Origin of the sequence: Sporosarcina saromensis (genome assembly GCF_033253735.1) — a bacterium.
GTDB lineage: Bacteria > Bacillota > Bacilli > Bacillales_A > Planococcaceae > Sporosarcina > Sporosarcina saromensis.
This window is the reverse complement of the sequence record NZ_JAUBDI010000001.1, coordinates 145,245-166,612: the sequence shown is the minus strand read 5'-3', so window position 1 is coordinate 166,612 and position 21,368 is coordinate 145,245. Positions and strand designations below refer to the sequence as shown.

Sequence of the window (21,368 nt, the reverse complement as noted above, 5' to 3'; positions counted from 1 at the left end):
TAGAAAAAGAATGTAGACAACATGCTTGCTCATTGTCGCTGAACATTCTTTTTTCTATTGTACATTGCTTGGATAATGGATCGGAGGGTGTCGAATGGGTGAATGGTATGTCGAATATGAGGTGCAAATCAACCGACCTGGATTGCTAGGGGATATCGCCTCTCTCTTAGGCATGTTGCGTGTCAACATTGTAACAATTAATGGTGTTGATGGTGGCCATCGCGGCATGCTTGTTCGAACGGAAAACGATGATCAAATTAAACGCTTTGAACTGATTGCTTCCACGATGGAAACGATTCAAGTGAAAAAAATCAGAGAACCGAAATTACGCGATATTCTAGCTGTTCGACATGGTCGATATATCCAAAGGGATGTCGATGATCGGAAGACATTTAGATTCCTTCGAAGTGATTTAGGTGTTCTTGTCGATTTCATGGCAGAGTTATTCAAACAAGATGGCCATAAGTTGATTGGAATCCGTGGGATGCCGCGTGTTGGTAAAACCGAATCGGTTGTAGCGGCAAGTGTCTGTGCGAACAAAAAATGGATATTTCTCTCCTCGACAATGATTAAACAGACAGTAAGAAGTAATCTTGCCGGTGACGAGTTTTCATCCGACAATATTTTCATCTTAGATGGCATTGTCACAAGGAAATCAGGAGACGAACGTCACATGCAGTTAGTAAGGGAAATGATGCGTATGCCAACCATTAAAGTTGTTGAGCATCCGGATATGTTCGTTCAACATTCGGAATATGATATGGAGGATTTTGATTATATCATTGAGCTTCGGACGGATCCAGACCAAGAAATTACATATGAAATGATGGAAAAAAACCATATGATGTCCGATTCTGGACAAATGGGTGGTTTTGGCTTTTCTTTTTAACGAATACGCTCACTTTCATTTGGTAAGGTAACGCTATTGTGAAGTGTAAGTGTTTACGGTAAAGGGAATACAAACTAAAATGTCGAGGCGAAATAGAAAGAGGTAGGTGATGAAATATGACCGGATTAGGTGATCGTCTGCGAGAGGCGAGAACAAGTAAAGGCTATTCATTGGATGACTTGCAATCCATAACAAAAATACAAAAAAGGTACCTTTCCGGTATTGAGAACGAAGATTACAGTATGATGCCTGGATCTTTTTACGTTCGAGCATTCATTAAGCAATATGCGGAAGCGGTTGGACTTGATGCAGATGAAATGTTGTCCTTATACAAGGATTCAGCACCAAAGGATGTAATTGAAAAAGAAACACCACAAATTGCACAACCGATGTCGAGGAAACGAGGCATCAGTAGCAGCAGTAAACTAAATGAGACGATACCTAAAATTATTGTTGCGCTCTTTATTATCGTGATCATCGTTGTTGTTTGGGTTTTATGGCAAAGCGGTTCATCCAATAAACCTGAAGAGAACCATGAAACCGAGCAACCGGTAACATTGGATAAAAATCCACCACCAGTCGGCACGAAAGATCCTGCAACGGAGCAGCCTGAAAAAGAGGAACAAAAAGAAGATCCTGAGCCTGTTGAAGAAGTGAAGGAGCAAGTCCTCACGTATCAAAGTACAGTCGGTGAGGATTCTACGTATACGTTGACGGATACGGATACATTCAAGCTGAAAATTGTTGTTACTGGTGAAACATGGATTGGTGTAAGAGATAAAAACAAAGAAGAGCTTACAGACAGGGCTAGAGTCATGAACGCTGGTGAGACGGTGGAATTGGACGTGTCCGATAAAGACTACATTAGAATTCGAGTCGGCAGAACATCAAATGCAGAGATCTATGTAAATGATGAAAAGTTGACGTATGGCTCTGACAAAATAACACAAAATATCATTATTGAATACAAAAAAGGAGAATAGTCATCTACAGGATGACTATTTTCTTGCTCATACATAATTGTTAGTTGAAAAATTAAAAAGGATAGGTGAGTTTGTTGAATTTACCAAACAAAATTACAGTCGCTCGAATTGTTCTTATCCCCATATTTATTTTGTTCATGGTTGTTGATTTTGGGATGGGTACTATATACATTGGTGGGACTGAGCTTTCATTTGAACATATTATTGGGGCATTGCTATTTATTATTGCTGCTACGACCGATTGGTTTGATGGGCATTTAGCAAGAAAATATAACTTAGTGACAAATATGGGGAAGTTTCTTGACCCGTTAGCAGACAAACTACTAGTTTCCGCCGCATTGGTCATTCTTGTTGAACTTGGATCTGCAGCTTCATGGATCGTTATTATTATCATTAGCCGTGAGTTTGCGGTTACCGGTTTACGACTTGTGCTTGCAGGAGGTGGAGAAGTCGTTGCGGCCAACCAACTAGGGAAAATTAAGACAGCTACTCAACTCGTTGCGATTTCTTTCCTCTTATTAAATAATATCTTTTTCGAAGCTATCCATTTTCCGTTTGCGACAATCATGCTTTATATTGCTTTGATTTTTACAATCTGGTCTGGTGCTGATTATTTCTATAAAAATCGACGAGTGCTACTCGATTCAATGTAAGGGGATGTAGGCGTGAAGGCAGAGATTATCGCTGTAGGATCTGAATTATTATTAGGTCAAATTACAAACACAAATGCTAAATTCATCTCCGCACGACTTGCCGATATTGGCATTGATGTACACTATCAAACGGTTGTCGGAGATAATCCACATCGGTTAAAGCAAACAATTGAAATTGCAAACGAACGTGCAGATATGATCATCTTCACAGGTGGTCTAGGTCCAACAAAAGATGATTTGACGAAAGAGACAATCGCTAATTTGCTAGATACGCCGCTTGTTAGCCATGATGCAGCTTTAGTTTCCATAGAAGCCTATTTCACTCGAACAGGTAGGAAAATGACAGAAAACAATAAAAAACAAGCGCTCGTCTTACATAATTCAACCGTTTTAGAAAATCATCATGGTATGGCACCAGGAATGGCGCTTGAGAAGTCAGGTCGTCACTATATCCTATTACCAGGCCCTCCACATGAAATGCAACCAATGTTTGAGCATGAGGCGCTTCCGTACCTTTTACGCATGTTAGGTAAAAAGGAAGTGATTGTCTCTCGCATATTAAATTTTTACGGAATTGGCGAAGCCGACTTAGAGTTTAGGCTCCAATCAATAATCGAACAACAATCCAACCCGACGATTGCCCCATTAGCATCCGCTGATGCAGTCACTCTTCGTTTAACAGCAAAAGCAGAAACGCGAGAAGAAGCAGAACGACTTATCGTTCCAGTGGAAGCAGAAATTCGAGCGTACGTAGGGGAATACCTTTTTGGAATTAATGACGATACGTTGTCTTCAAAAACCGCTAAGCTGTTACACGAACAGAACCTCACAATTGCTGCTGCAGAAAGTCTTACTGCTGGCCTTTTCACTTCAGAATTGGCAAGTGAGCCGGGCATTAGTACAGCTCTAAAAGGGGGCGTCATCGTCTATGATGAAAAGGCGAAAATTGAACAGCTTGCTATTCCTGCTTCATTGTTACAACAATACGGTGTCGTGAGTGCTGAATGTGCGACTGCGCTTGCAGTACATGTGAAACAAAAATTCAAGTCTTCAATCGGTGTCGGATTAACAGGAGTTGCCGGTCCAGGTGCACACGGCGGGGAGGAAGCGGGGACAGTTTGGATAGGATTAGCGTTGCCCGATGAAAAGGTTGAAACGTACCGATTACAATTATCAGGGTCCCGGAATACAAATCGATTACGAACGGCACGATTTGCGCTTTATTACCTCATCAAGTACTTACAAAGTAAAAATGCCAAAATGTAATTTTGGGCACTATTCTCAATTAAAACGTGAAATAACGAGGGTTTTCTCAATTAAATTTGGATTTTGCGAAAAAATATCGAATAAGCGTTCGTTTTTTGTTTGTGTATTTCTCAGAAAAGGAGTATAGTAGAGACAGGTATTAAAAGAAAACACCTGTTAAGGGAGGAATTGTTGTTGAGCGATCGTAAAGCAGCTTTGGATCAAGCGTTAAAACAAATAGAAAAACAATTTGGAAAAGGCTCCATCATGAAGTTAGGGGAACAGACAGATCGTGAAATCGCCACTTCATCATCTGGTTCACTTGCACTGGATGCGGCATTAGGTGTGGGTGGTTACCCACGAGGTCGTGTCATCGAAATTTATGGTCCTGAAAGTTCAGGTAAAACAACGGTGGCATTACATGCGATCGCAGAAGTACAAGCAGCAGGAGGACAAGCTGCTTTCATCGATGCTGAACACGCGTTGGATCCCGTATATGCACAAAAACTAGGCGTTAATATTGATGAATTGCTCTTATCTCAACCGGATACAGGAGAGCAAGCATTGGAAATAGCAGAAGCGCTCGTCCGTAGTGGAGCGATTGATATTGTAATTATTGACTCTGTCGCTGCACTTGTTCCAAAAGCTGAAATTGAAGGGGAGATGGGAGATTCACACGTAGGTTTACAAGCGCGTCTAATGTCCCAAGCACTTCGTAAACTTTCCGGTGCAATCAACAAATCGAAAACAATCGCTGTTTTCATTAATCAAATCCGTGAAAAAGTAGGCGTCATGTTCGGAAACCCAGAAGTCACGCCTGGTGGACGAGCACTTAAATTCTACTCTTCTGTCCGTTTGGAAGTACGTCGCGGCGAAGCGATTAAACAAGGCAACGACATTATGGGGAACAAGACCCGGATTCGTGTAGTGAAAAACAAAGTTGCTCCTCCGTTCCGTACGGCTGAAGTGGATATTATGTATGGAGAAGGGATTTCTAAAGAAGGGGAAATCGTCGACCTCGGTGCAGAGTTAGAAATTGTCCAAAAAAGTGGAGCATGGTATTCGTACGAAGGTGAACGACTTGGCCAAGGTCGTGAAAATGCGAAACAGTTCTTAAAAGAAAATAAAGATATTCGTGCAGAAATTGCCGATAAAATCAGAAGTTCTTATGGTTTAGCAAGTGCAAATTACGTAATTGCTGGTCATGATGAAGACGACGAAGAAGAATTAGAGTTATTTGCTGAAGATAAATAATTTAATCAATGTGACTGGGACAGAACCAGAGAAAAATGCATGATGGATTTGACGTCATGCATTTTTTTGCTTTTACAATTTATATTTTCATATTCATGAGTGGACCGAACTATTCGTTGTTCGATTGGCTCAAACGCGCCCTGCGGAAAGCGAGTCTTTTGAAGCGCAGAGAAACGGACTGTTTAATGTTATGTCCCTGTTTTTTAATCCTAACAAAAAGCGATTCCGTCAAGACGATAATACAACGTCCAGCATGATTAATGTGATTTATCGGACTTGTTCGTCAAAAAGAGCGGGAAACTCCGAATACGCTTTCGAATCCTTGACATGGCAATTTTTCATAGATACAATTAGAATTGTACTATTTCACATCATTGAAATCATTATGGCAGTATGTTGATTGTTGATATACGGGCCGACTGAAAACGAATAAGAAAAGCAGGAGGAGGTGAGCTGATGCCAGATCTCATCATGAACATCATCTCCGCCTTGTTTGGTCTGTTCGTCGGTGCAGTTGTTATCTATTTAGTTATCAAAAAGGTGAATGAATCAAAAGTGACGGGTGCCAAAAATTCAGCTGAACAAATCGTTGAAGAGGCGAAACGTGAAGCGGATGCGATGAAAAAAGAGGCATTGCTTGAAGCGAAAGATGAAAATCACAAACTGAGAATTGAAGCGGAATCGGAAATCCGTGAAAGAAGGGCGGAACTGCAAAAACAGGAAAACCGTCTTTTGCAACGGGAAGAAAATCTTGACCGCAAGGATGATGCTCTCAATAAACGAGAAGCGGGACTGGAGCGCAAAGATGATGCGCTTACCAGTAGACAACAGCATATTGAACAGATGGAACGCAAGGCGGAAGAACTTGTTGCTACACAACAGACCGAACTTGAAAGAATTTCAGCTTTGACAAGAGAAGAGGCGAAGCGCGTCATCTTGGACGAAGTTGAAAACGAACTTTCTACAGACATTGCGGTCATGACGAAAGAATCAGAGCAACGTGCAAAAGAGGAATCCGAAAAGAAAGCTCGAGAAATCCTTTCCCTTGCATTACAACGTTTTGCGGCGGATCATGTTGCAGAGACAACCGTGTCTGTGGTGAATTTACCGAACGATGAAATGAAAGGTCGTATTATCGGTAGAGAAGGTCGGAACATCAGAACGTTGGAAACCTTAACGGGTATCGACTTAATCATTGATGATACGCCAGAAGCAGTCATTCTTTCAGGCTTTGACCCTGTCCGTCGGGAAACAGCGAGACTTGCACTAGAGAAGCTCGTTCAAGACGGAAGAATCCATCCGGCTCGGATTGAGGAAATGGTCGATAAAGCGCGTCGGGAAGTCGATGAATTGATACGTGAAAAAGGAGAGCAAACGACATTCGATGTCGGTGTGCATAATCTCCATCCAGACCTTATCAAGATACTCGGTAGACTTCATTTCCGGACAAGCTACGGTCAAAACGTCTTGAAACATTCAGTCGAAGTCGCCTATTTGTCAGGTCTCCTAGCAGCTGAGCTTGGAGAAGATGTAACCCTTGCAAGACGTGCAGGATTGTTACATGACATTGGTAAGGCGATTGACCATGAAGTGGAAGGGAGTCACGTACAAATTGGTGTCGAATTGGCCATGAAGTACAAAGAACACCCTGTCGTGATCAATAGCATCGCGTCACATCATGGAGATGAAGAAGCGACTTCTGTCATTGCAGTATTGGTAGCAGCTGCAGATGCGCTATCAGCAGCTAGACCAGGTGCGAGAAGTGAAACGCTTGAGAACTACATTCGTCGATTGCAGAAACTCGAAGAAATTTCCGAGTCTTATGATGGCGTAGAGAAATCATTTGCCATCCAAGCAGGGCGCGAAGTTCGCATTATTGTTCGCCCAGACCAAATTGATGATATTACAGCGCATCGTTTGGCACGTGATATTCGAAAGCGGATTGAGGAAGAACTCGATTATCCAGGACACATAAAAGTGACTGTCATTCGGGAAACTCGCGCAGTCGAATATGCAAAATGATCCAATGACTCCTGTCCAGCACGGTGCAGGAGTCTTTTCTTTTTGTGTGAATCTGTCAATTTAAAGACAAATAGGAAGAGGTAGTAAAATGAAAGTAGTGTTTATTGGTGATATAGTAGGATCGATTGGAAGAGACATGGTTTTTGATCATATTGCACGTCTTCGCAGAAAATACAATGCAGATGTCGTTATTGCGAATGGGGAAAATGCTGCTTCTGGAAGAGGCATCACAAAAGCGATTTTTGATGATCTACTCCGAGCGGGTGTAGATGTTGTGACAATGGGCAATCATACGTGGGATCAAAAAGAGATTTATGACTTTATTGACGACACGGATTATTTAATACGTCCTGCGAATTTCTCTGACGAAGCGCCAGGAAAAGGAATGACTACGATATCGAAAAATGGCGTAACGCTATCCGTTATTAATCTACACGGACGTACTTTCCTGCCGCCTCATGCTGATCCGTTTGAGAAAGCCGAAAAGCTATTGGAAGAAGCACATGCTATTTCTCCTTTAGTATTTGTCGATTTTCATGCAGAAGCGACGAGTGAAAAGATTGCAATGGGTTGGCACTTGGACGGCAAGGCATCTGTAGTTGTTGGGACACATACACACGTACAAACTGCAGATGAACGCATTTTACCCGGAGGAACAGCTTATTTGACAGATGCAGGCATGACGGGACCTTACGATGAAATTCTTGGCATGAAAAAAGAGGATGTCATTTACCGTTTTAAAACGAATCTTCCAGTTCGTTTTGAAGTGCCGAAAAAAGGTCGCGGCCAATTAAATGGCTTGTATGTTGAAATTGACAATCAATCCGGTAAGGCGTTATCGGTCGAACGAATTATGATTAACGAAGACCATCCATTCGAATGAGGAAGTTGCGTCTAATTATCTCCTTGCGTTCATAAGATGATGTATGGATTAATACATTCCATAGACATCGTGAAAACAAGGAGGAAACATGGTGAGTCCATTAAAAGTATCATCCCGCTCTAATCCCAATTCCGTCGCAGGAGCACTTGTAGCGGTTATTCGAGATCAAGGGTATGCAGAAATGCAAGCGGTCGGTGCTGGTGCATTGAACCAAGCGATTAAAGCAGTAGCAATTGCAAGGGGGTTTGTTGCACCAAGCGGAAGCGATCTTGTATGTGCTCCTGCATTCACAGATATTGAAATTAATGGCGAGGGACGGACAGCTTTGAAACTGTTAGTCGAAAAACGGAAGAACCGTTAAACAGTTTGATTGAGCGAGCAATTGACCGAAATGCGAATACAATTTGTACTGACCACGGACGCAACAAGTCCGTGGTTTTTATTGAGAAAACAGTTGTCTGTAAAAGATTGATTGAACTGTCACATAGTTGTCGTAATCAATTTAAACGAATGAACGCCTTCACTACAAAGTGTGCAGAAGTTCATGTATAATGGAAGTCAAGTCTGTTCAATTCCCACGAGGTTTGAAGAAAGGGGAAGGAAGTCATGAATGAAGAACAACGCCTACAATCAGGCAAACTAAAACCACTTACAGGATCTACACAGGAGACTGGAGAAAAAGATTATAGTAAATACTTTGAAACGGTTTATACCCCACCGTCCTTAAAAGAAGCAAAGAAACGTGGTAAAGAGGAAATCAAATACCATGACGATTTTAAAATTGATGAACGCTTTGCCGGTATGGGGAAAGGACGTAAATTTTACATCCGTACATACGGCTGTCAGATGAATGAACACGACACGGAAGTAATGGCAGGTATTTTTACAAGTTTAGGATACGAACCGACAAATACCGTACAAGATGCAGACGTTATTTTATTGAATACTTGTGCAATCCGTGAAAATGCCGAGAATAAAGTGTTCGGTGAATTAGGGCATCTGAAGCCTTTGAAATTGGAAAGACCTGACTTACTCATCGGTGTGTGTGGTTGTATGTCCCAAGAAGAATCTGTTGTGAATAAAATTCTTAAAACCTATGACCAAGTAGATATGATTTTTGGGACGCATAACATCCATCGACTGCCGAATATTTTACACGAAGCGTATATGTCCAAAGAAATGGTCATCGAAGTATGGTCGAAGGAAGGGGACATCATTGAAAACCTTCCAAAAGTACGACACGGAAATATTAAAGCGTGGGTCAATATTATGTATGGCTGTGATAAATTCTGTACGTATTGCATCGTCCCTTATACACGTGGAAAAGAACGAAGCAGACGCCCTCAAGACATTATCCAGGAAGTACGACACCTTGCTGCGCAAGGATACAAAGAAATCATGCTCCTTGGCCAAAATGTCAATGCTTATGGAAAAGACTTCGAAGATATTGACTATCGACTTGGTGATCTAATGGACGATTTACGAACCATTGATATTCCGCGGATTCGATTTACAACAAGTCACCCAAGAGATTTTGATGATCATCTCATTGAAGTGCTCGCAAAAGGCGGTAACTTACTAGATCATATCCATTTGCCGGTACAATCCGGTTCGAGTGATATCCTGAAAATTATGGCACGTAAATATTCGCGCGAACATTTCTTAGAGCTCGTTAAGAAAATCAAAGCTGCTATTCCAACTGTAACACTAACAACCGATATTATTGTAGGTTTCCCGAACGAAACAGAAGAACAATTTGAAGAAACGCTTTCTTTATATAAAGAAGTCGGCTTTGAAATGGCGTACACATACATTTACTCGCCTCGCGAAGGGACACCTGCAGCCAAGATGGTTGACAACATTCCAATGGAAGTGAAGAAGGAACGTTTACAGCGATTAAATAAACTCGTGAATGAAATGTCTGCAGAAGCGATGAAATCATATGCAGGTAAAGTCGTCAAAGTGCTCGTCGAAGGGGAAAGTAAAAAGAATCCGGACGTATTGGCTGGTTATACTGAAAAAAATAAACTCGTTAATTTTAAAGCTCCCCGCGATGTGATTGGACAAATTGTCAATGTAAAAATTACGGAAGCCAAAACGTGGTCGCTAGACGGCGAATTCATTGGTGTCGTAGAAGAGGATAAGGTGATGTCATAATGGAAAAGATGTATACAAAAGAAGAGATTATTGAAAAAGCAAAAGAAATTGCACATATGATTGCCAACACGGAAGAAGTTGAGTTTTTCAAGAGAGCAGAAGAACAAATTAATGAAAACCAAAAGATCCGTGAAAAAATTGCTAGTTTAAAATCATTGCAAACACAAGCAGTCAATTTCCAAATGTATGAAAAAGAAAGAGCGCTCGGCATCATAGAGAGTAAAATTGAAAAGATTCAAGAAGAAATTGATGGTGTTCCAATTGTGCAGGAATTTAAACAGTCACAAGTGGAAGTGAACGGACTTCTTCAGTTGGTGACAAATACGATTGCCAACAATGTCACAAATGAAATTATTGAATCTACAGGCGGAGATGTTTTAAAAGGAGAAACAGGTTCTTACGTAAAAAGTAAACAACATAAACCATTAGCATAAAGCTGAAAAATCGGTGAGGATAAATTCCTTGCCGATTTTTTTCACTTTCTGGGCTCTTGTTGCATAGGATAAATAGAAGTCAATGAAGGAGGAAATGAACTGAAGAATTTACGACAGATTGTAACGAAGGCAGTTATCGCAAAAGGGAAGAAACGGACGGAATCGAATGTTTCATTAAAGCCGCCTAACAACCCTTCCAGTATTTTAGGGTGTTGGGTCATCAACCACACGCATCAAGCGAAAAAAGTAGGCGGCTACATTGAAATCAACGGTAAGTTTGATGTCAACGTCTGGTACTCACATCATGACCACTCAAAGACTTCCGTCTACTCGGAATCCGTGCCGTATAAGGACCGTATTAAACTGCACTATCGTGACGAGCCGACGTCAGGGCAAGAAGAGATTATCGTGAGTGTTGTGCAGCATCCGAATTGTACAGAAGCACTCATCTCAGAATGTGGCGAGAAGTTCATTATTAAAGTCGAAAGAGAATTGGTTGCTGAAATTGTCGGGGAAACAAAAGTTTGCATCACGGTACATCCTCATCAGTTTGAAGAAGAGTGGTCATTTAAAGAAGAATCCTCTTCGCATGAGCCAGAAAACATTCAGCAAGAGAAAAAGGGCAAAGACTCACCATTTTAAGCCGGGGGATTAATCCGGCTTTTTTTTATTGAGCAAAGCACGTAAACGAAATTTGCGGGAAGTGGATTATATAAGATATTTATTCGTTCAACGATACGCTTCCGAAGAATTCTTTATTAGGAAGCATTGCCAGCATGAAATTATCCGCTTTGTTTCTGTGTAGGAACATGTTTTGTTATAATAAGAGGAAATACAAGAGCAGTGAGGTTACAGAATGACAACATATACACCAATGATCCAACAATATTTACAAGTGAAAGCGGAATACGAAGATGCATTTCTGTTTTTCCGTCTAGGCGACTTTTATGAAATGTTCTTTAATGATGCACTTGAAGCATCTACCATCCTCGAAATTACGTTAACGAGCCGAGACGGGGGTAGTAAAGATAAAATACCGATGTGCGGGGTGCCTTTCCACTCTGCCCAAGGATACATTGAAACACTGGTACAGAAAGGTCATAAGGTCGCTATATGTGAACAGACAGAAGATCCTAAAGCGGTTAAAGGAATTGTAAAAAGGGAAGTCGTGAAAGTCATCACACCTGGAACAATCATCGAAGGAAAGTCAATCGATGCAAATTCAAATCACTATATCGGAGCAGCCGATCAATTGGCCGAAAACCAATTTTCTCTTGCCTACTTGGATTTGGCAACGGGAGAAGGGAACGTTGAACTCATAACAGGCGATGAAAGAACATTGATTAGCGAAATTGAAGCACTTGGAATGAAAGAGATTGTCGTGAGAGAACGGCTTCATTTATCGTTAAATGAACACATCTCCAAGCGGAATATTGTCCTTTCCATGGATAACGGTGAAACGGATACGGATGTAAAACATTTGTTTCAATCGATTCCAAGTAATTTAACGGAAGCGTGTGAAACGCTCATTTCGTATTTACAGCGTACGCAAAAATCCGCTTTGGAACATTTACGACCTTTTGCATACATACAAAAGTCAGCAAAACTATCCATCGATGCAAACTCAATGCGTAACTTAGAACTTGTTCAATCTATTCGAAACGGGACAAAAGAGGGGACGCTATTCTGGTTGTTGGACGATACATCCACTGCAATGGGTGCTAGGAAATTGCGAAGTTGGATTCATCAGCCACTAGCAGACAAGGAACTTATTGAAAACAGGTTGTCCCTTGTCAGTAGCTTGCTAGAAGATTATTTTTTAAGAGATGAGTTAAAGACTGCCTTAAAAGAAGTATATGACCTCGAACGATTGGCAGGACGAATTGCTATGGGGAATGCTAGCGGAAGAGATCTTGCTCAATTGAGAAATTCTTTACGTAAAATTCCGTTGCTCAAGCAAGTACTAGCTCATGCAAATGAAACAAATCTTCAGCAATATGCGCAACAAATTGATGTATGCGAAGAAGTTCTTACGATCTTGGAAGCTTCAATTGCAGAAAACCCTCCACTCTCTGTGAAGGAAGGCGGAATGATTAAAGATGGCTTTCATGCACAGTTAGACAAATATCGTGATGCATCAAAAAATGGTAAAGAATGGCTCGCTCGGTTGGAAAGAGAGGAAAGAGATCGGACAGGCATCAAAAACTTGAAAATCGGGTACAATCGAATATTCGGCTATTTTATTGAAATTACCAAGTCTAATATTCATTTGGCAGACTTGAGTCGCTATGAACGTAAACAAACGCTTGCCAACGCTGAACGATATATTACAGCAGAGTTAAAAGAAAAAGAAGAGCTAATTCTGAATGCTGAAGCAGATGGCCAAGAGTTGGAATACACATTATTTTGTGAAGTACGAGAAGAAATGAAAACACACATCCGAAGAGTGCAATTGCTCGCAAGCGTATTGTCCGAATTGGATGTGTTAGTAGCATTCGCGACAGTATCTGAAAAATACCGATTTGTTAAACCACAATTTCATAGCGGTCGCGCATTGGAAATAAAAAATGGTCGTCATCCTGTCGTAGAAAAAATGATGGATCAGTCATTATACGTGCCGAATAACTGCATGTTGACGGAGACGGAGAACATGCTACTCATTACCGGTCCAAACATGTCGGGGAAAAGTACATTTATGCGACAAGTTGCATTGACCGTCATCATGGCACAGATTGGTTGCTTTGTTCCGTGTGAATCTGCCAAGCTGCCAATTACCGATCAAATCTTTACGAGAATTGGAGCAGCGGATGATCTTGCTTCAGGTCAAAGTACGTTTATGATGGAAATGATGGAATCGAGATATGCCATCGCAAATGCAACAGAACAGAGTTTATTGTTGTTTGACGAAATTGGTAGGGGTACATCCACATATGATGGCATGTCGCTGGCGCAAGCGATGATGGAATACATCCACCATGAAATTGGTGCAAATATGCTCTTTTCGACACACTATCATGAATTGACGAAGTTGGATGCAGAATTAAATCGACTAGTAAATGTACATGTGGCGGCAATGGAACAAGAAGGTCGTGTCGTATTCTTGCATAAAGTGATGGCAGGAGCGGCAGATAAAAGTTACGGAATTCATGTTGCACAACTAGCAGGTTTACCGGATTCAATCATTGACCGTGCGAAAAAACTGTTAACAGTATTTGAGAGTATAGAGCAGCCAAAAGTTGAAAACGATGATTCAGCTCAACTGTCATTTTTTGATTTGAAGGAAGAAACGTCCCCATTGGCTGAATCGACAAAAGAGACGCACTCAGTCCTCGAAGAAGTGAAACAAGCTGATTTGATGAATCTGACGCCGATGCAGGCGATGCAAATGATTCTAGATTGGCAACAGAAATTAAAAATGAAATAAGATAAGCTTGAGCATTGGCCGAAAATAACAGCCAGTGATAAATGTCGATTGATAAATAAATTTACTAAGTGCAAGCCTCCTACAGTCATAGGAGTAAACGATCAAATTGAAAAGGAGGGGTAAAGTGGATGTCATATCAGTGATGGACGATACGTTGTCCAATAAAATTGCTGCAGGTGAAGTAGTCGAACGTCCTGCCTCCATTGTCAAAGAACTTGTGGAGAATTCAATTGACGCTGAGAGTACTGTCATCGAAATTGCTTTAGAAGAAGCAGGACTTACATCAATCCGTGTAACAGACAATGGTAAGGGTATGTCTGCACGGGATGCTGTGGTCGCTTTTGAACGCCATGCAACGAGCAAAATTTCAAATGAGCATGATTTGTTCAGAATTCGGACACTCGGTTTTAGAGGAGAAGCACTCGCCAGTATCGCATCCGTCTCAAAAGTGAGTTTATGGACGTCTGATGGCGAAACGGAAGGGACGGAAGTGCAAATAGAAGGGGGGATGGTCGTTAAACAATCCAATGCCGCCTACCGGAAAGGGACCGATATGACGGTTGCCCAACTGTTTTATAATACGCCTGCACGTCTTAAATATATGAAAACAATACAAACAGAACTTGGTCATACAATCGATCTTGTGAACCGACTTGCCATTAGCCATCCGCATATATCTTTTAAGTTAATGCATCATAGCCAAGTTCTACTACAAACAGCCGGCAAAGGCGATCAAAGAAGAGTGCTCCATGATATTTACGGAACTGCGGTAGCTAAAAAGATGGTCCCTTTCCACGGGGAAAATGCCGATTTTAAAGTAAGTGGATTCGTCACACTTCCCGAAATGACGAGGGCTTCGAAAAATTATATGACGCTCATTGTGAATGGTCGATGGGTCAAAAGTTACGCAGCAAACCAAGCGGTATTGGACGGTTTACATACGTATTTACCAATTGGACGGTTTCCAATCAGTGTTGTAAATGTTGAAACGGATCCTTTTCTGACCGACGTCAATGTACATCCATCCAAGCAACATATTCGATTGAGTAAAGAAGCAGACTTGTTTGCTCTCATTAAAACTGCTGTCCATGAAGCAGTGAAAAAAGCAATCATCGTCCCTGAAGCAATTAAACGACAGGTCATTCAACAACCTCCTTCAGAACAAGTGACGATGTGGAACGACATGAAGCCTACTCAAACAACTATGAAAGAAATGCATCATCAAGTCGACAGAGAAGAGAAGAAGGAAAGTTTGACAGTTCCCGATAACCTAGAGGTACATTTTGAAAAAGACGTACACAGTAAACAAGAGATTGAACAAGCTGATTCAGTGAAGCAAGCTCAGACAATATTTGAGCAACCATTACCAATGAAAGAGTCTACAGTTGAAGAAACGATTCATACTATACAGTTGGAAGAGCAAATCGAGCCACCTCAACAAACGGATGTAAAGATGGACAAACGATTTCCATCTCTTGTTCCGGTAGGGCAAGTTCATGGAACGTATATCGTCGCACAAAACGAAGATGGTTTTTATTTAATTGACCAACATGCTGCCCAAGAGCGCATTAAATATGAGTTTTTTAGGGATAAATTAAGTAGACCGCAAGAAGACGAACGTCAAATGTTATTAATGCCGCTCATTTTTCATTATTCTGGGGATGAGCGTGTGAAAATAGAAGAAAATATCCAAGCATTACATGATGTAGGCGTCTTTCTTGAAGAGTTTGGCCCTTCATCTTATACCGTAAAAGAATATCCTGCTTGGTTCCCTGCGAACGAAGCGACGACCCTTATCGAAGAGTTGATTGAACAAGTACTTGAAACGCAACGAACAGACATCGGTAAGTTGCGAGAAGAGACAGCAATTATGATGAGTTGCAAAAAATCAATTAAAGCAAATCATTATTTGACGTTTGCAGATATGGAGAGGCTATTACATGATCTTTCATTAGCCGAAAATCCCTATACATGTCCGCACGGAAGACCTGTACTGATCCACTTTACAACTTATGAAATTGAGAAGATGTTTAAACGGGTAATGTAAGGCGTATACGTTCCATCATTGATTGAAGAGGAGTGAAGGTAAAATGGGAGAGTTCATCTTATCGATTGACCAAGGGACAACGAGTACACGAGCGATATTATTTGATCGGCAAGGCAAAATTGTTCATACTGCACAGCGAGAGTTCAAGCAAATTTTTCCACATCCTGGCTGGGTGGAACATAATGCAAGTGAAATATGGGGCTCTGTATTATCGGTCATCGCATCTGTCTTAACAGAGAGTGGTAACCAACCCGAATCAATTGACGGGATCGGTATTACCAACCAACGCGAAACGACAGTCATATGGAACAAACATACCGGGCAGCCGATTTACAATGCAATTGTTTGGCAATCAAGGCAAACCCAACAGATTGTAGATCAATTACGCAATGACGACTGTGAAGATCTAATTCGACGTAAGACAGGTTTGCAACTCGATCCTTATTTTTCTGGAACGAAAGTAAAATGGATTCTCGACCATGTGGACGGAGCGAGAGCGCAAGCTGATAAAGGCGAATTGCTTTTCGGAACAATCGATTCATTTCTTATTTGGAAATTATCTAATGGCAAAGCTCATGTAACAGATTACTCCAATGCTTCACGAACGATGCTCTTCAATATTCACGAACTACAATGGGATCAGGAGCTTTGTGAAATGCTGGATATACCAATGGCTATGCTTCCTGAAGTACGGATGTCTTCGGAAATTTATGCACACACAGATGCATCCATTTTTTTCGGTGCTGAAGTGCCAATTGCAGGTGCAGCAGGCGATCAACAATGTGCGCTGTTTGGGCAAGCGTGCTTTCATGAAGGGATGGCAAAAAACACATATGGAACAGGTTGTTTCATGCTTCTGAACACTGGTGCTGAACCTGTTCAATCGGATAACGGCTTGCTGACAACGATCGCATGGGGAATCGATGGCAACGTGACGTATGCACTTGAAGGGAGCGTGTTTGTTGCAGGTTCAGCCATCCAGTGGCTACGGGATGGTTTGCGAATGATTCAAAAAGCAGAGGATTCAGAGCGGTATGCAAACAAAGTGGCATCTACAGATGGTGTATATGTCGTCCCTGCTTTTGTTGGACTCGGTACGCCGTATTGGGATTCGGATGCGAGAGGTGCAATATTTGGGTTAACACGAGGGACAGAAAAAGAGCATTTCATACGTGCAACCGTTGAAGCATTGGCTTACCAAACAAAAGATGTGCTACTGACGATGGAAAAAGATGCACAACGATCCATTGACATTTTGCGTGTAGACGGAGGGGCTGTGGCGAACGAGTTTCTCATGCAATTTCAAAGCGATCTATTACAAATTGACGTAGAGCGATCGGCATATTTGGAAACTACGGCTTTAGGCGCTGCCTATCTCGCCGGATTAGCGACTGGATTTTTTGAATCGAGTGAAAAGGTTGAGGCATTGTGGGAAAAAGAGAAGACCTATTCACCAAAAATGGATACATCTACACGTGACGAGTATTATGAAGGTTGGAAGAAAGCAGTAGAAGCGACACGTTTGTTCAAGCTTTGAAGAGGAGGAGAACAAAAATGTTATCAGCGATTACAAGACCTAAAGTGAAACAATTCATGGGCAACTATCAATTTGATTTACTCGTCATCGGAGGAGGAATAACCGGTGCAGGAATCGCACTAGACGCTGTGACAAGAGGGTTATCAGTCGCTCTTGTGGATATGCAGGATTTTGCTGCAGGTACGTCCAGTCGATCTACAAAACTAGTGCATGGTGGGTTACGGTATTTAAAGCAAATGGAATTAAAAATCGTTGCTGAAACAGGGCGGGAACGTGAAACGGTGTACCGCAATGCACTCCATGTCACTACCCCTCAACGCATGCTTCTTCCTTTTCATAAAGGAGGCACATTCGGCAAACTGACGACATCGGCAGGTTTGCTCGTATATGACAAGTTAGCGGGTGTAAAAAAAGACGAACGCCGTGAAATGTTAACGGCAGAGCAGGCACTTGAAATGGAACCGTTAATAAGGGAAGATGGCCTCCTAGGTGGAGGGCATTATGTGGAGTATCGGACGGATGATGCAAGACTAACAATCGAAGTGTTGAAAAAAGCGTCTCAAAAAGGTGCATTGTGCCTGAATTATATGAAAGTGCAACGGTTCCTCTATCATAAAGGCAAAGTGATGGGTGCTGAAATCGTTGATACGTTAACAGGCGAATCAATGGATGTACATGCATCTGTTGTCGTTAATGCTACGGGTCCATGGGTGGATGAAGTGCGGGCGAAGGATGAAGTTTCAAATCGCAAACGGCTTAAATTGTCAAAAGGAATCCATATCGTCCTCGATCAATCCATCTTTCCGTTACGGCAAGCCGTCTATTTTGATTCACCTGACGAACGAATGATTTTTGCAATTCCTCGTGGAAATAAAGTATATGTGGGTACGACAGACACATTTTTTGATGGTGACCGGGCAAATCCTTCTGCGACAGAAGAAGAAATTAATTATTTGCTAGAAGCCCTGCTGTACATGTTCCCATCTGTAGGAGTGAAGAGAGAAGATGTGGAATCCACGTGGGCTGGTGTTCGACCACTTATTTATGAAGATGGCAAAGATGCAACTGAAATTTCTCGAAAAGATGAAATTTGGGAGGCTTCTACAGGTTTATTGACGATCGCAGGCGGCAAGCTGACAGGCTACCGGAAAATGGCGGAAACCGTTGTGGATCAAGTCGTCAAACGATTTCCAAACACATCTTTCGGTCCATGCGTGACAGAATATCTACCTCTATCAGGAGGTGAATTTGATAACGAAGAGCACTATCAATCTTTTATTGAAAGTAAATCGAATGAAGCACAATTGTATGGATTAACGAAAGAAGAAGGAAGGCAGCTCGCATCATTGTATGGAACGAATGTCGATGTCGTTTTCAATTACGTCACCGCAACGAAAAATGATCCTCATCAATTACCGGCACGTTGGAAAGCCGAAATCCTTTACGCGATTCATTATGAAATGGCGATGACCCCAGCTGACTTTTTTGTTCGTCGTACAGGTGATCTGTATTTTAATATCAGGCAAGTGAAACAGTATCGTGAAGAGGTCGCTTCTTATATGGCCGAATTGTTAACGTATGAAGCAGAAGTATATGAAAAACTGCTCACTGACCTTGATGAACGCATTATAGAAGCTGTAGGCAAAGGTGGAGAAATAGTTGAATGAAATGACAATTTCAACGTCTGATAACGTTAAGCTCCATACAATTGAAAGCCGTCCGAACAAAACACCAATTGGGCACATCCATATTTTGCATGGTATGGCAGAGCATATAGGTAGATATGAAGGCTTTATCGCTGATCTCGTATCCAGTGGTTATGTTGTAACGGGCCACGATCATCGAGGACATGGTAAGACAGCTGACTTAAACGGTAAACTTGGCCACTTCGGGGACCAAGTGGACTTTGATCGAATTGTGAAAGATGCATTCGAAGTCATTCAGTTGTATCGATTAAAATTTTCTGATCTGCCTTTCAGTTTACTCGGACATAGCATGGGTTCATTTATTGCAAGAAGGTATGCTCAACTGCATGGAAGTCATCTTGACAAATTGATTTGCGTTGGGACGGCTGGAGACCCTGGTGTAAGTCGTATTGCGGGCGTTGCTCTTGCAAAAATGAGAGGTCGCCTAAGATCATTCGCTCAAACAGATTACGTCATTAATCGATTAGTATTTGGTCGATACAATCAATTGATCAAAAATCCGAAAACTTCCTTCGATTGGCTTTCAGCAAATGAACAAAATGTCGAATCTTACATTAATGATCCATATTGTGGATTTGTACCGACTACTGGATTTTTCAACTGTCTATTTGATGGATTAAAGAAAATACATCAACCTGAATTTGTAAAACAGGTTCCTTCTGACTTACCAATCTTATTAGTATCCGGTTCAGATGATCCTGTAGGTTCGAACAGCAAAGCCGTGTTACAAGTTGGCCAGCAATTCGTACAACAGGGTGTAACCAATGTAACCGTCATGCTATACGAAGGAAAGAGACATGAAATTTTGCAAGAAGACAATCGTTTGGATGTATTTAACTTCATAAAGGAATGGATTACAAGAACATGAATGAATCATCGTTGGTCATTGCAATCGTTGGGCCCACTGCATCAGGCAAAACTTCTTTAAGTGTAAAACTGGCGAAGTCGCTTGATGGGGAAATCATCAACGGAGATGCGATGCAAGTTTATAAAGGTTTGGACATTGGTACGGCGAAAATCCGTCCAGAGGAAATGGAAGGAATCCCTCATCATTTATTTAATCTGAAAGATCCGACTCAATCATTTTCAGTCGCTGAATATCAGTCTGTTGTACGCAATTGTATTGATGACATCCAAGGTCGAGGGAAGCAACCGATCATTGTAGGAGGTACGGGCCTGTACATCCAATCTGTGCTTTTCGACTTTCGTTTTACGGAGGAAGGGTCTGATCCTGTTGTACGGGAGAAGTTAGAAAAAGAACTGGAGAAGGATGGTGGGGCAGCACTACTTTATGAACGCCTCGTCAAACTAGACCCAGTAAGTGCAAAAAAGATTCATCCGAACAATCACCGCCGAATCATACGAGCGTTAGAGATAATCGAGGTGACCGGCAAAACGAAAGAGTCACAAGAGCAAGGTAAAGGACAATTGGTTGTTTACAATCATCTTCTCATCGGTTTGGACATTGAACGGGAAACGTTGTACGAGCGAATCGATGACCGTGTCGATGAAATGATACGACAAGGTTTAGTAGATGAAGCAAGGGGATTATGGAATAGGAACGTCCGTAATGTGCAGTCTGTCCAAGCAATTGGTTACAAGGAGTTGTACGATTACTTCGAAGGCAAGATGACACTTGAAGAATCGATCGATGCCATAAAAAAACATACACGAAACTATGCAAAACGGCAAATGACCTATTTTAGAAACAAAATGACCATTCATTGGTTTGATGCATTAGCCGATCAGCAAAAATGTATAGATGAAATTTTAGCGATTATGAAGGATTTTGAACACTCAAAATCGAATAGTGAGAGTAAGCACTAGAAATATAGAATGTACTGGAGGCTGGGGTGTATGGCACAAGGAAACATGCAAGAAACATTTTTGAATGCTTTACGGAAAAACAATACGTTTGTAACGGTTTTTCTTTTGAACGGTTTTCAATTAAAAGGACTCATCAAATCGTATGATAATTATACCGTTCTGCTAGAATCTGAGGGAAAACAGCAATTAATTTACAAACATGCGATCTCAACATATGTTCCAATTAAACCTGTTCAACTAAAAGACCAGGAATAATCAACATCTGACACGAGGAAAAGTGAAATTGAGTGTTCTCAATTCCACTTTT

Annotated in this window: 18 protein-coding genes; all 18 read left to right on the top strand. The window is 41.5% G+C overall.

Annotated elements, in window-relative coordinates; translation table 11 throughout:
- Positions 1-94 precede the first annotated feature (94 nt).
- The 18 genes from QT711_RS00885 (at position 95) to hfq (ending at position 21,316) form a co-directional block, all read left to right on the top strand.
- Positions 95-889: a YmfK family protein gene (locus QT711_RS00885; RefSeq protein WP_317941599.1), complete on the top strand. Its 795-nt coding sequence runs from the start codon at positions 95-97 to the stop codon at positions 887-889.
- Between the two features lie 116 nt (positions 890-1,005).
- Complete coding sequence (locus QT711_RS00880; RefSeq protein WP_317941598.1) at positions 1,006-1,872, top strand: helix-turn-helix domain-containing protein; 867 nt, start codon at positions 1,006-1,008, stop codon at positions 1,870-1,872.
- A 74-nt stretch (positions 1,873-1,946) separates the two neighbouring features.
- Positions 1,947-2,525 (top strand): CDP-diacylglycerol--glycerol-3-phosphate 3-phosphatidyltransferase, encoded by a 579-nt coding sequence (pgsA, locus tag QT711_RS00875; RefSeq protein ID WP_317941940.1) that lies wholly within the window; start codon positions 1,947-1,949, stop codon positions 2,523-2,525.
- A 12-nt stretch (positions 2,526-2,537) separates the two neighbouring features.
- Entirely contained in the window at positions 2,538-3,791 is a 1,254-nt protein-coding gene (locus QT711_RS00870; protein ID WP_317941597.1) for a competence/damage-inducible protein A, read from the top strand.
- A gap of 174 nt (positions 3,792-3,965) precedes the next feature.
- The gene (gene recA, locus QT711_RS00865; protein WP_317941596.1) at positions 3,966-5,024 is read left to right on the top strand and encodes a recombinase RecA; all 1,059 of its coding nucleotides are present in this window, start codon (positions 3,966-3,968) and stop codon (positions 5,022-5,024) included.
- A gap of 456 nt (positions 5,025-5,480) precedes the next feature.
- Positions 5,481-7,046 (top strand): ribonuclease Y, encoded by a 1,566-nt coding sequence (rny, locus tag QT711_RS00860; RefSeq protein ID WP_371389947.1) that lies wholly within the window; start codon positions 5,481-5,483, stop codon positions 7,044-7,046.
- An 88-nt stretch (positions 7,047-7,134) separates the two neighbouring features.
- Positions 7,135-7,929: a TIGR00282 family metallophosphoesterase gene (locus tag QT711_RS00855; protein WP_317941595.1), complete on the top strand. Its 795-nt coding sequence runs from the start codon at positions 7,135-7,137 to the stop codon at positions 7,927-7,929.
- 91 nt (positions 7,930-8,020) lie between these two features.
- On the top strand, positions 8,021-8,290 hold the full coding sequence (locus QT711_RS00850; RefSeq protein WP_317941594.1) for a stage V sporulation protein S: 270 nt from the start codon (positions 8,021-8,023) through the stop codon (positions 8,288-8,290).
- A gap of 245 nt (positions 8,291-8,535) precedes the next feature.
- Complete coding sequence (miaB, locus tag QT711_RS00845; RefSeq protein ID WP_317941593.1) at positions 8,536-10,086, top strand: tRNA (N6-isopentenyl adenosine(37)-C2)-methylthiotransferase MiaB; 1,551 nt, start codon at positions 8,536-8,538, stop codon at positions 10,084-10,086.
- Positions 10,086-10,520 (top strand): RicAFT regulatory complex protein RicA family protein, encoded by a 435-nt coding sequence (locus tag QT711_RS00840; protein ID WP_317941592.1) that lies wholly within the window; start codon positions 10,086-10,088, stop codon positions 10,518-10,520. The genes miaB and QT711_RS00840 overlap by 1 nt, the downstream gene beginning before the upstream one ends.
- 72 nt (positions 10,521-10,592) lie before the next feature.
- Positions 10,593-11,162: an outer spore coat protein CotE gene (gene cotE / locus QT711_RS00835; RefSeq protein ID WP_317941938.1), complete on the top strand. Its 570-nt coding sequence runs from the start codon at positions 10,593-10,595 to the stop codon at positions 11,160-11,162.
- A gap of 214 nt (positions 11,163-11,376) precedes the next feature.
- On the top strand, positions 11,377-13,944 hold the full coding sequence (gene mutS, locus QT711_RS00830; RefSeq protein WP_317941591.1) for a DNA mismatch repair protein MutS: 2,568 nt from the start codon (positions 11,377-11,379) through the stop codon (positions 13,942-13,944).
- A 124-nt stretch (positions 13,945-14,068) separates the two neighbouring features.
- Positions 14,069-15,991 (top strand): DNA mismatch repair endonuclease MutL, encoded by a 1,923-nt coding sequence (gene mutL / locus QT711_RS00825; RefSeq protein WP_317941590.1) that lies wholly within the window; start codon positions 14,069-14,071, stop codon positions 15,989-15,991.
- Between the two features lie 43 nt (positions 15,992-16,034).
- On the top strand, positions 16,035-17,528 hold the full coding sequence (glpK, locus tag QT711_RS00820) for a glycerol kinase GlpK (protein WP_317941589.1): 1,494 nt from the start codon (positions 16,035-16,037) through the stop codon (positions 17,526-17,528).
- A gap of 17 nt (positions 17,529-17,545) precedes the next feature.
- Positions 17,546-19,195, top strand: a complete 1,650-nt coding sequence (locus tag QT711_RS00815) for a glycerol-3-phosphate dehydrogenase/oxidase (RefSeq protein ID WP_317941588.1) — start codon at positions 17,546-17,548, stop codon at positions 19,193-19,195.
- Between the two features lies 1 nt (position 19,196).
- The gene (locus QT711_RS00810; RefSeq protein WP_317941937.1) at positions 19,197-20,102 is read left to right on the top strand and encodes an alpha/beta fold hydrolase; all 906 of its coding nucleotides are present in this window, start codon (positions 19,197-19,199) and stop codon (positions 20,100-20,102) included.
- Positions 20,084-21,061: a tRNA (adenosine(37)-N6)-dimethylallyltransferase MiaA gene (miaA, locus tag QT711_RS00805; RefSeq protein ID WP_450097594.1), complete on the top strand. Its 978-nt coding sequence runs from the start codon at positions 20,084-20,086 to the stop codon at positions 21,059-21,061. Before QT711_RS00810 ends, miaA begins: the two co-directional genes overlap by 19 nt.
- A gap of 30 nt (positions 21,062-21,091) precedes the next feature.
- Positions 21,092-21,316: an RNA chaperone Hfq gene (gene hfq / locus QT711_RS00800; RefSeq protein WP_317941587.1), complete on the top strand. Its 225-nt coding sequence runs from the start codon at positions 21,092-21,094 to the stop codon at positions 21,314-21,316.
- Positions 21,317-21,368 lie beyond the last annotated feature (52 nt).

Excerpts from the sequence above, each read along its gene's own strand:
- QT711_RS00885 (WP_317941599.1), top strand. The coding sequence starts at position 95 with ATGGGTGAATGGTATGTCGAATATGAGGTGCAAATCAACCGACCTGGA.
- QT711_RS00880 (WP_317941598.1), top strand. The coding sequence starts at position 1,006 with ATGACCGGATTAGGTGATCGTCTGCGAGAGGCGAGAACAAGTAAAGGC.
- rny (WP_371389947.1), top strand. The coding sequence starts at position 5,481 with ATGCCAGATCTCATCATGAACATCATCTCCGCCTTGTTTGGTCTGTTC.
- QT711_RS00855 (WP_317941595.1), top strand. The coding sequence starts at position 7,135 with ATGAAAGTAGTGTTTATTGGTGATATAGTAGGATCGATTGGAAGAGAC.
- miaB (WP_317941593.1), top strand. The coding sequence starts at position 8,536 with ATGAATGAAGAACAACGCCTACAATCAGGCAAACTAAAACCACTTACA.
- QT711_RS00840 (WP_317941592.1), top strand. The coding sequence starts at position 10,086 with ATGGAAAAGATGTATACAAAAGAAGAGATTATTGAAAAAGCAAAAGAA.
- mutS (WP_317941591.1), top strand. The coding sequence starts at position 11,377 with ATGACAACATATACACCAATGATCCAACAATATTTACAAGTGAAAGCG.
- glpK (WP_317941589.1), top strand. The coding sequence starts at position 16,035 with ATGGGAGAGTTCATCTTATCGATTGACCAAGGGACAACGAGTACACGA.
- QT711_RS00815 (WP_317941588.1), top strand. The coding sequence starts at position 17,546 with ATGTTATCAGCGATTACAAGACCTAAAGTGAAACAATTCATGGGCAAC.
- QT711_RS00810 (WP_317941937.1), top strand. The coding sequence starts at position 19,197 with ATGACAATTTCAACGTCTGATAACGTTAAGCTCCATACAATTGAAAGC.
- miaA (WP_450097594.1), top strand. The coding sequence starts at position 20,084 with ATGGATTACAAGAACATGAATGAATCATCGTTGGTCATTGCAATCGTT.
- hfq (WP_317941587.1), top strand. The coding sequence starts at position 21,092 with ATGGCACAAGGAAACATGCAAGAAACATTTTTGAATGCTTTACGGAAA.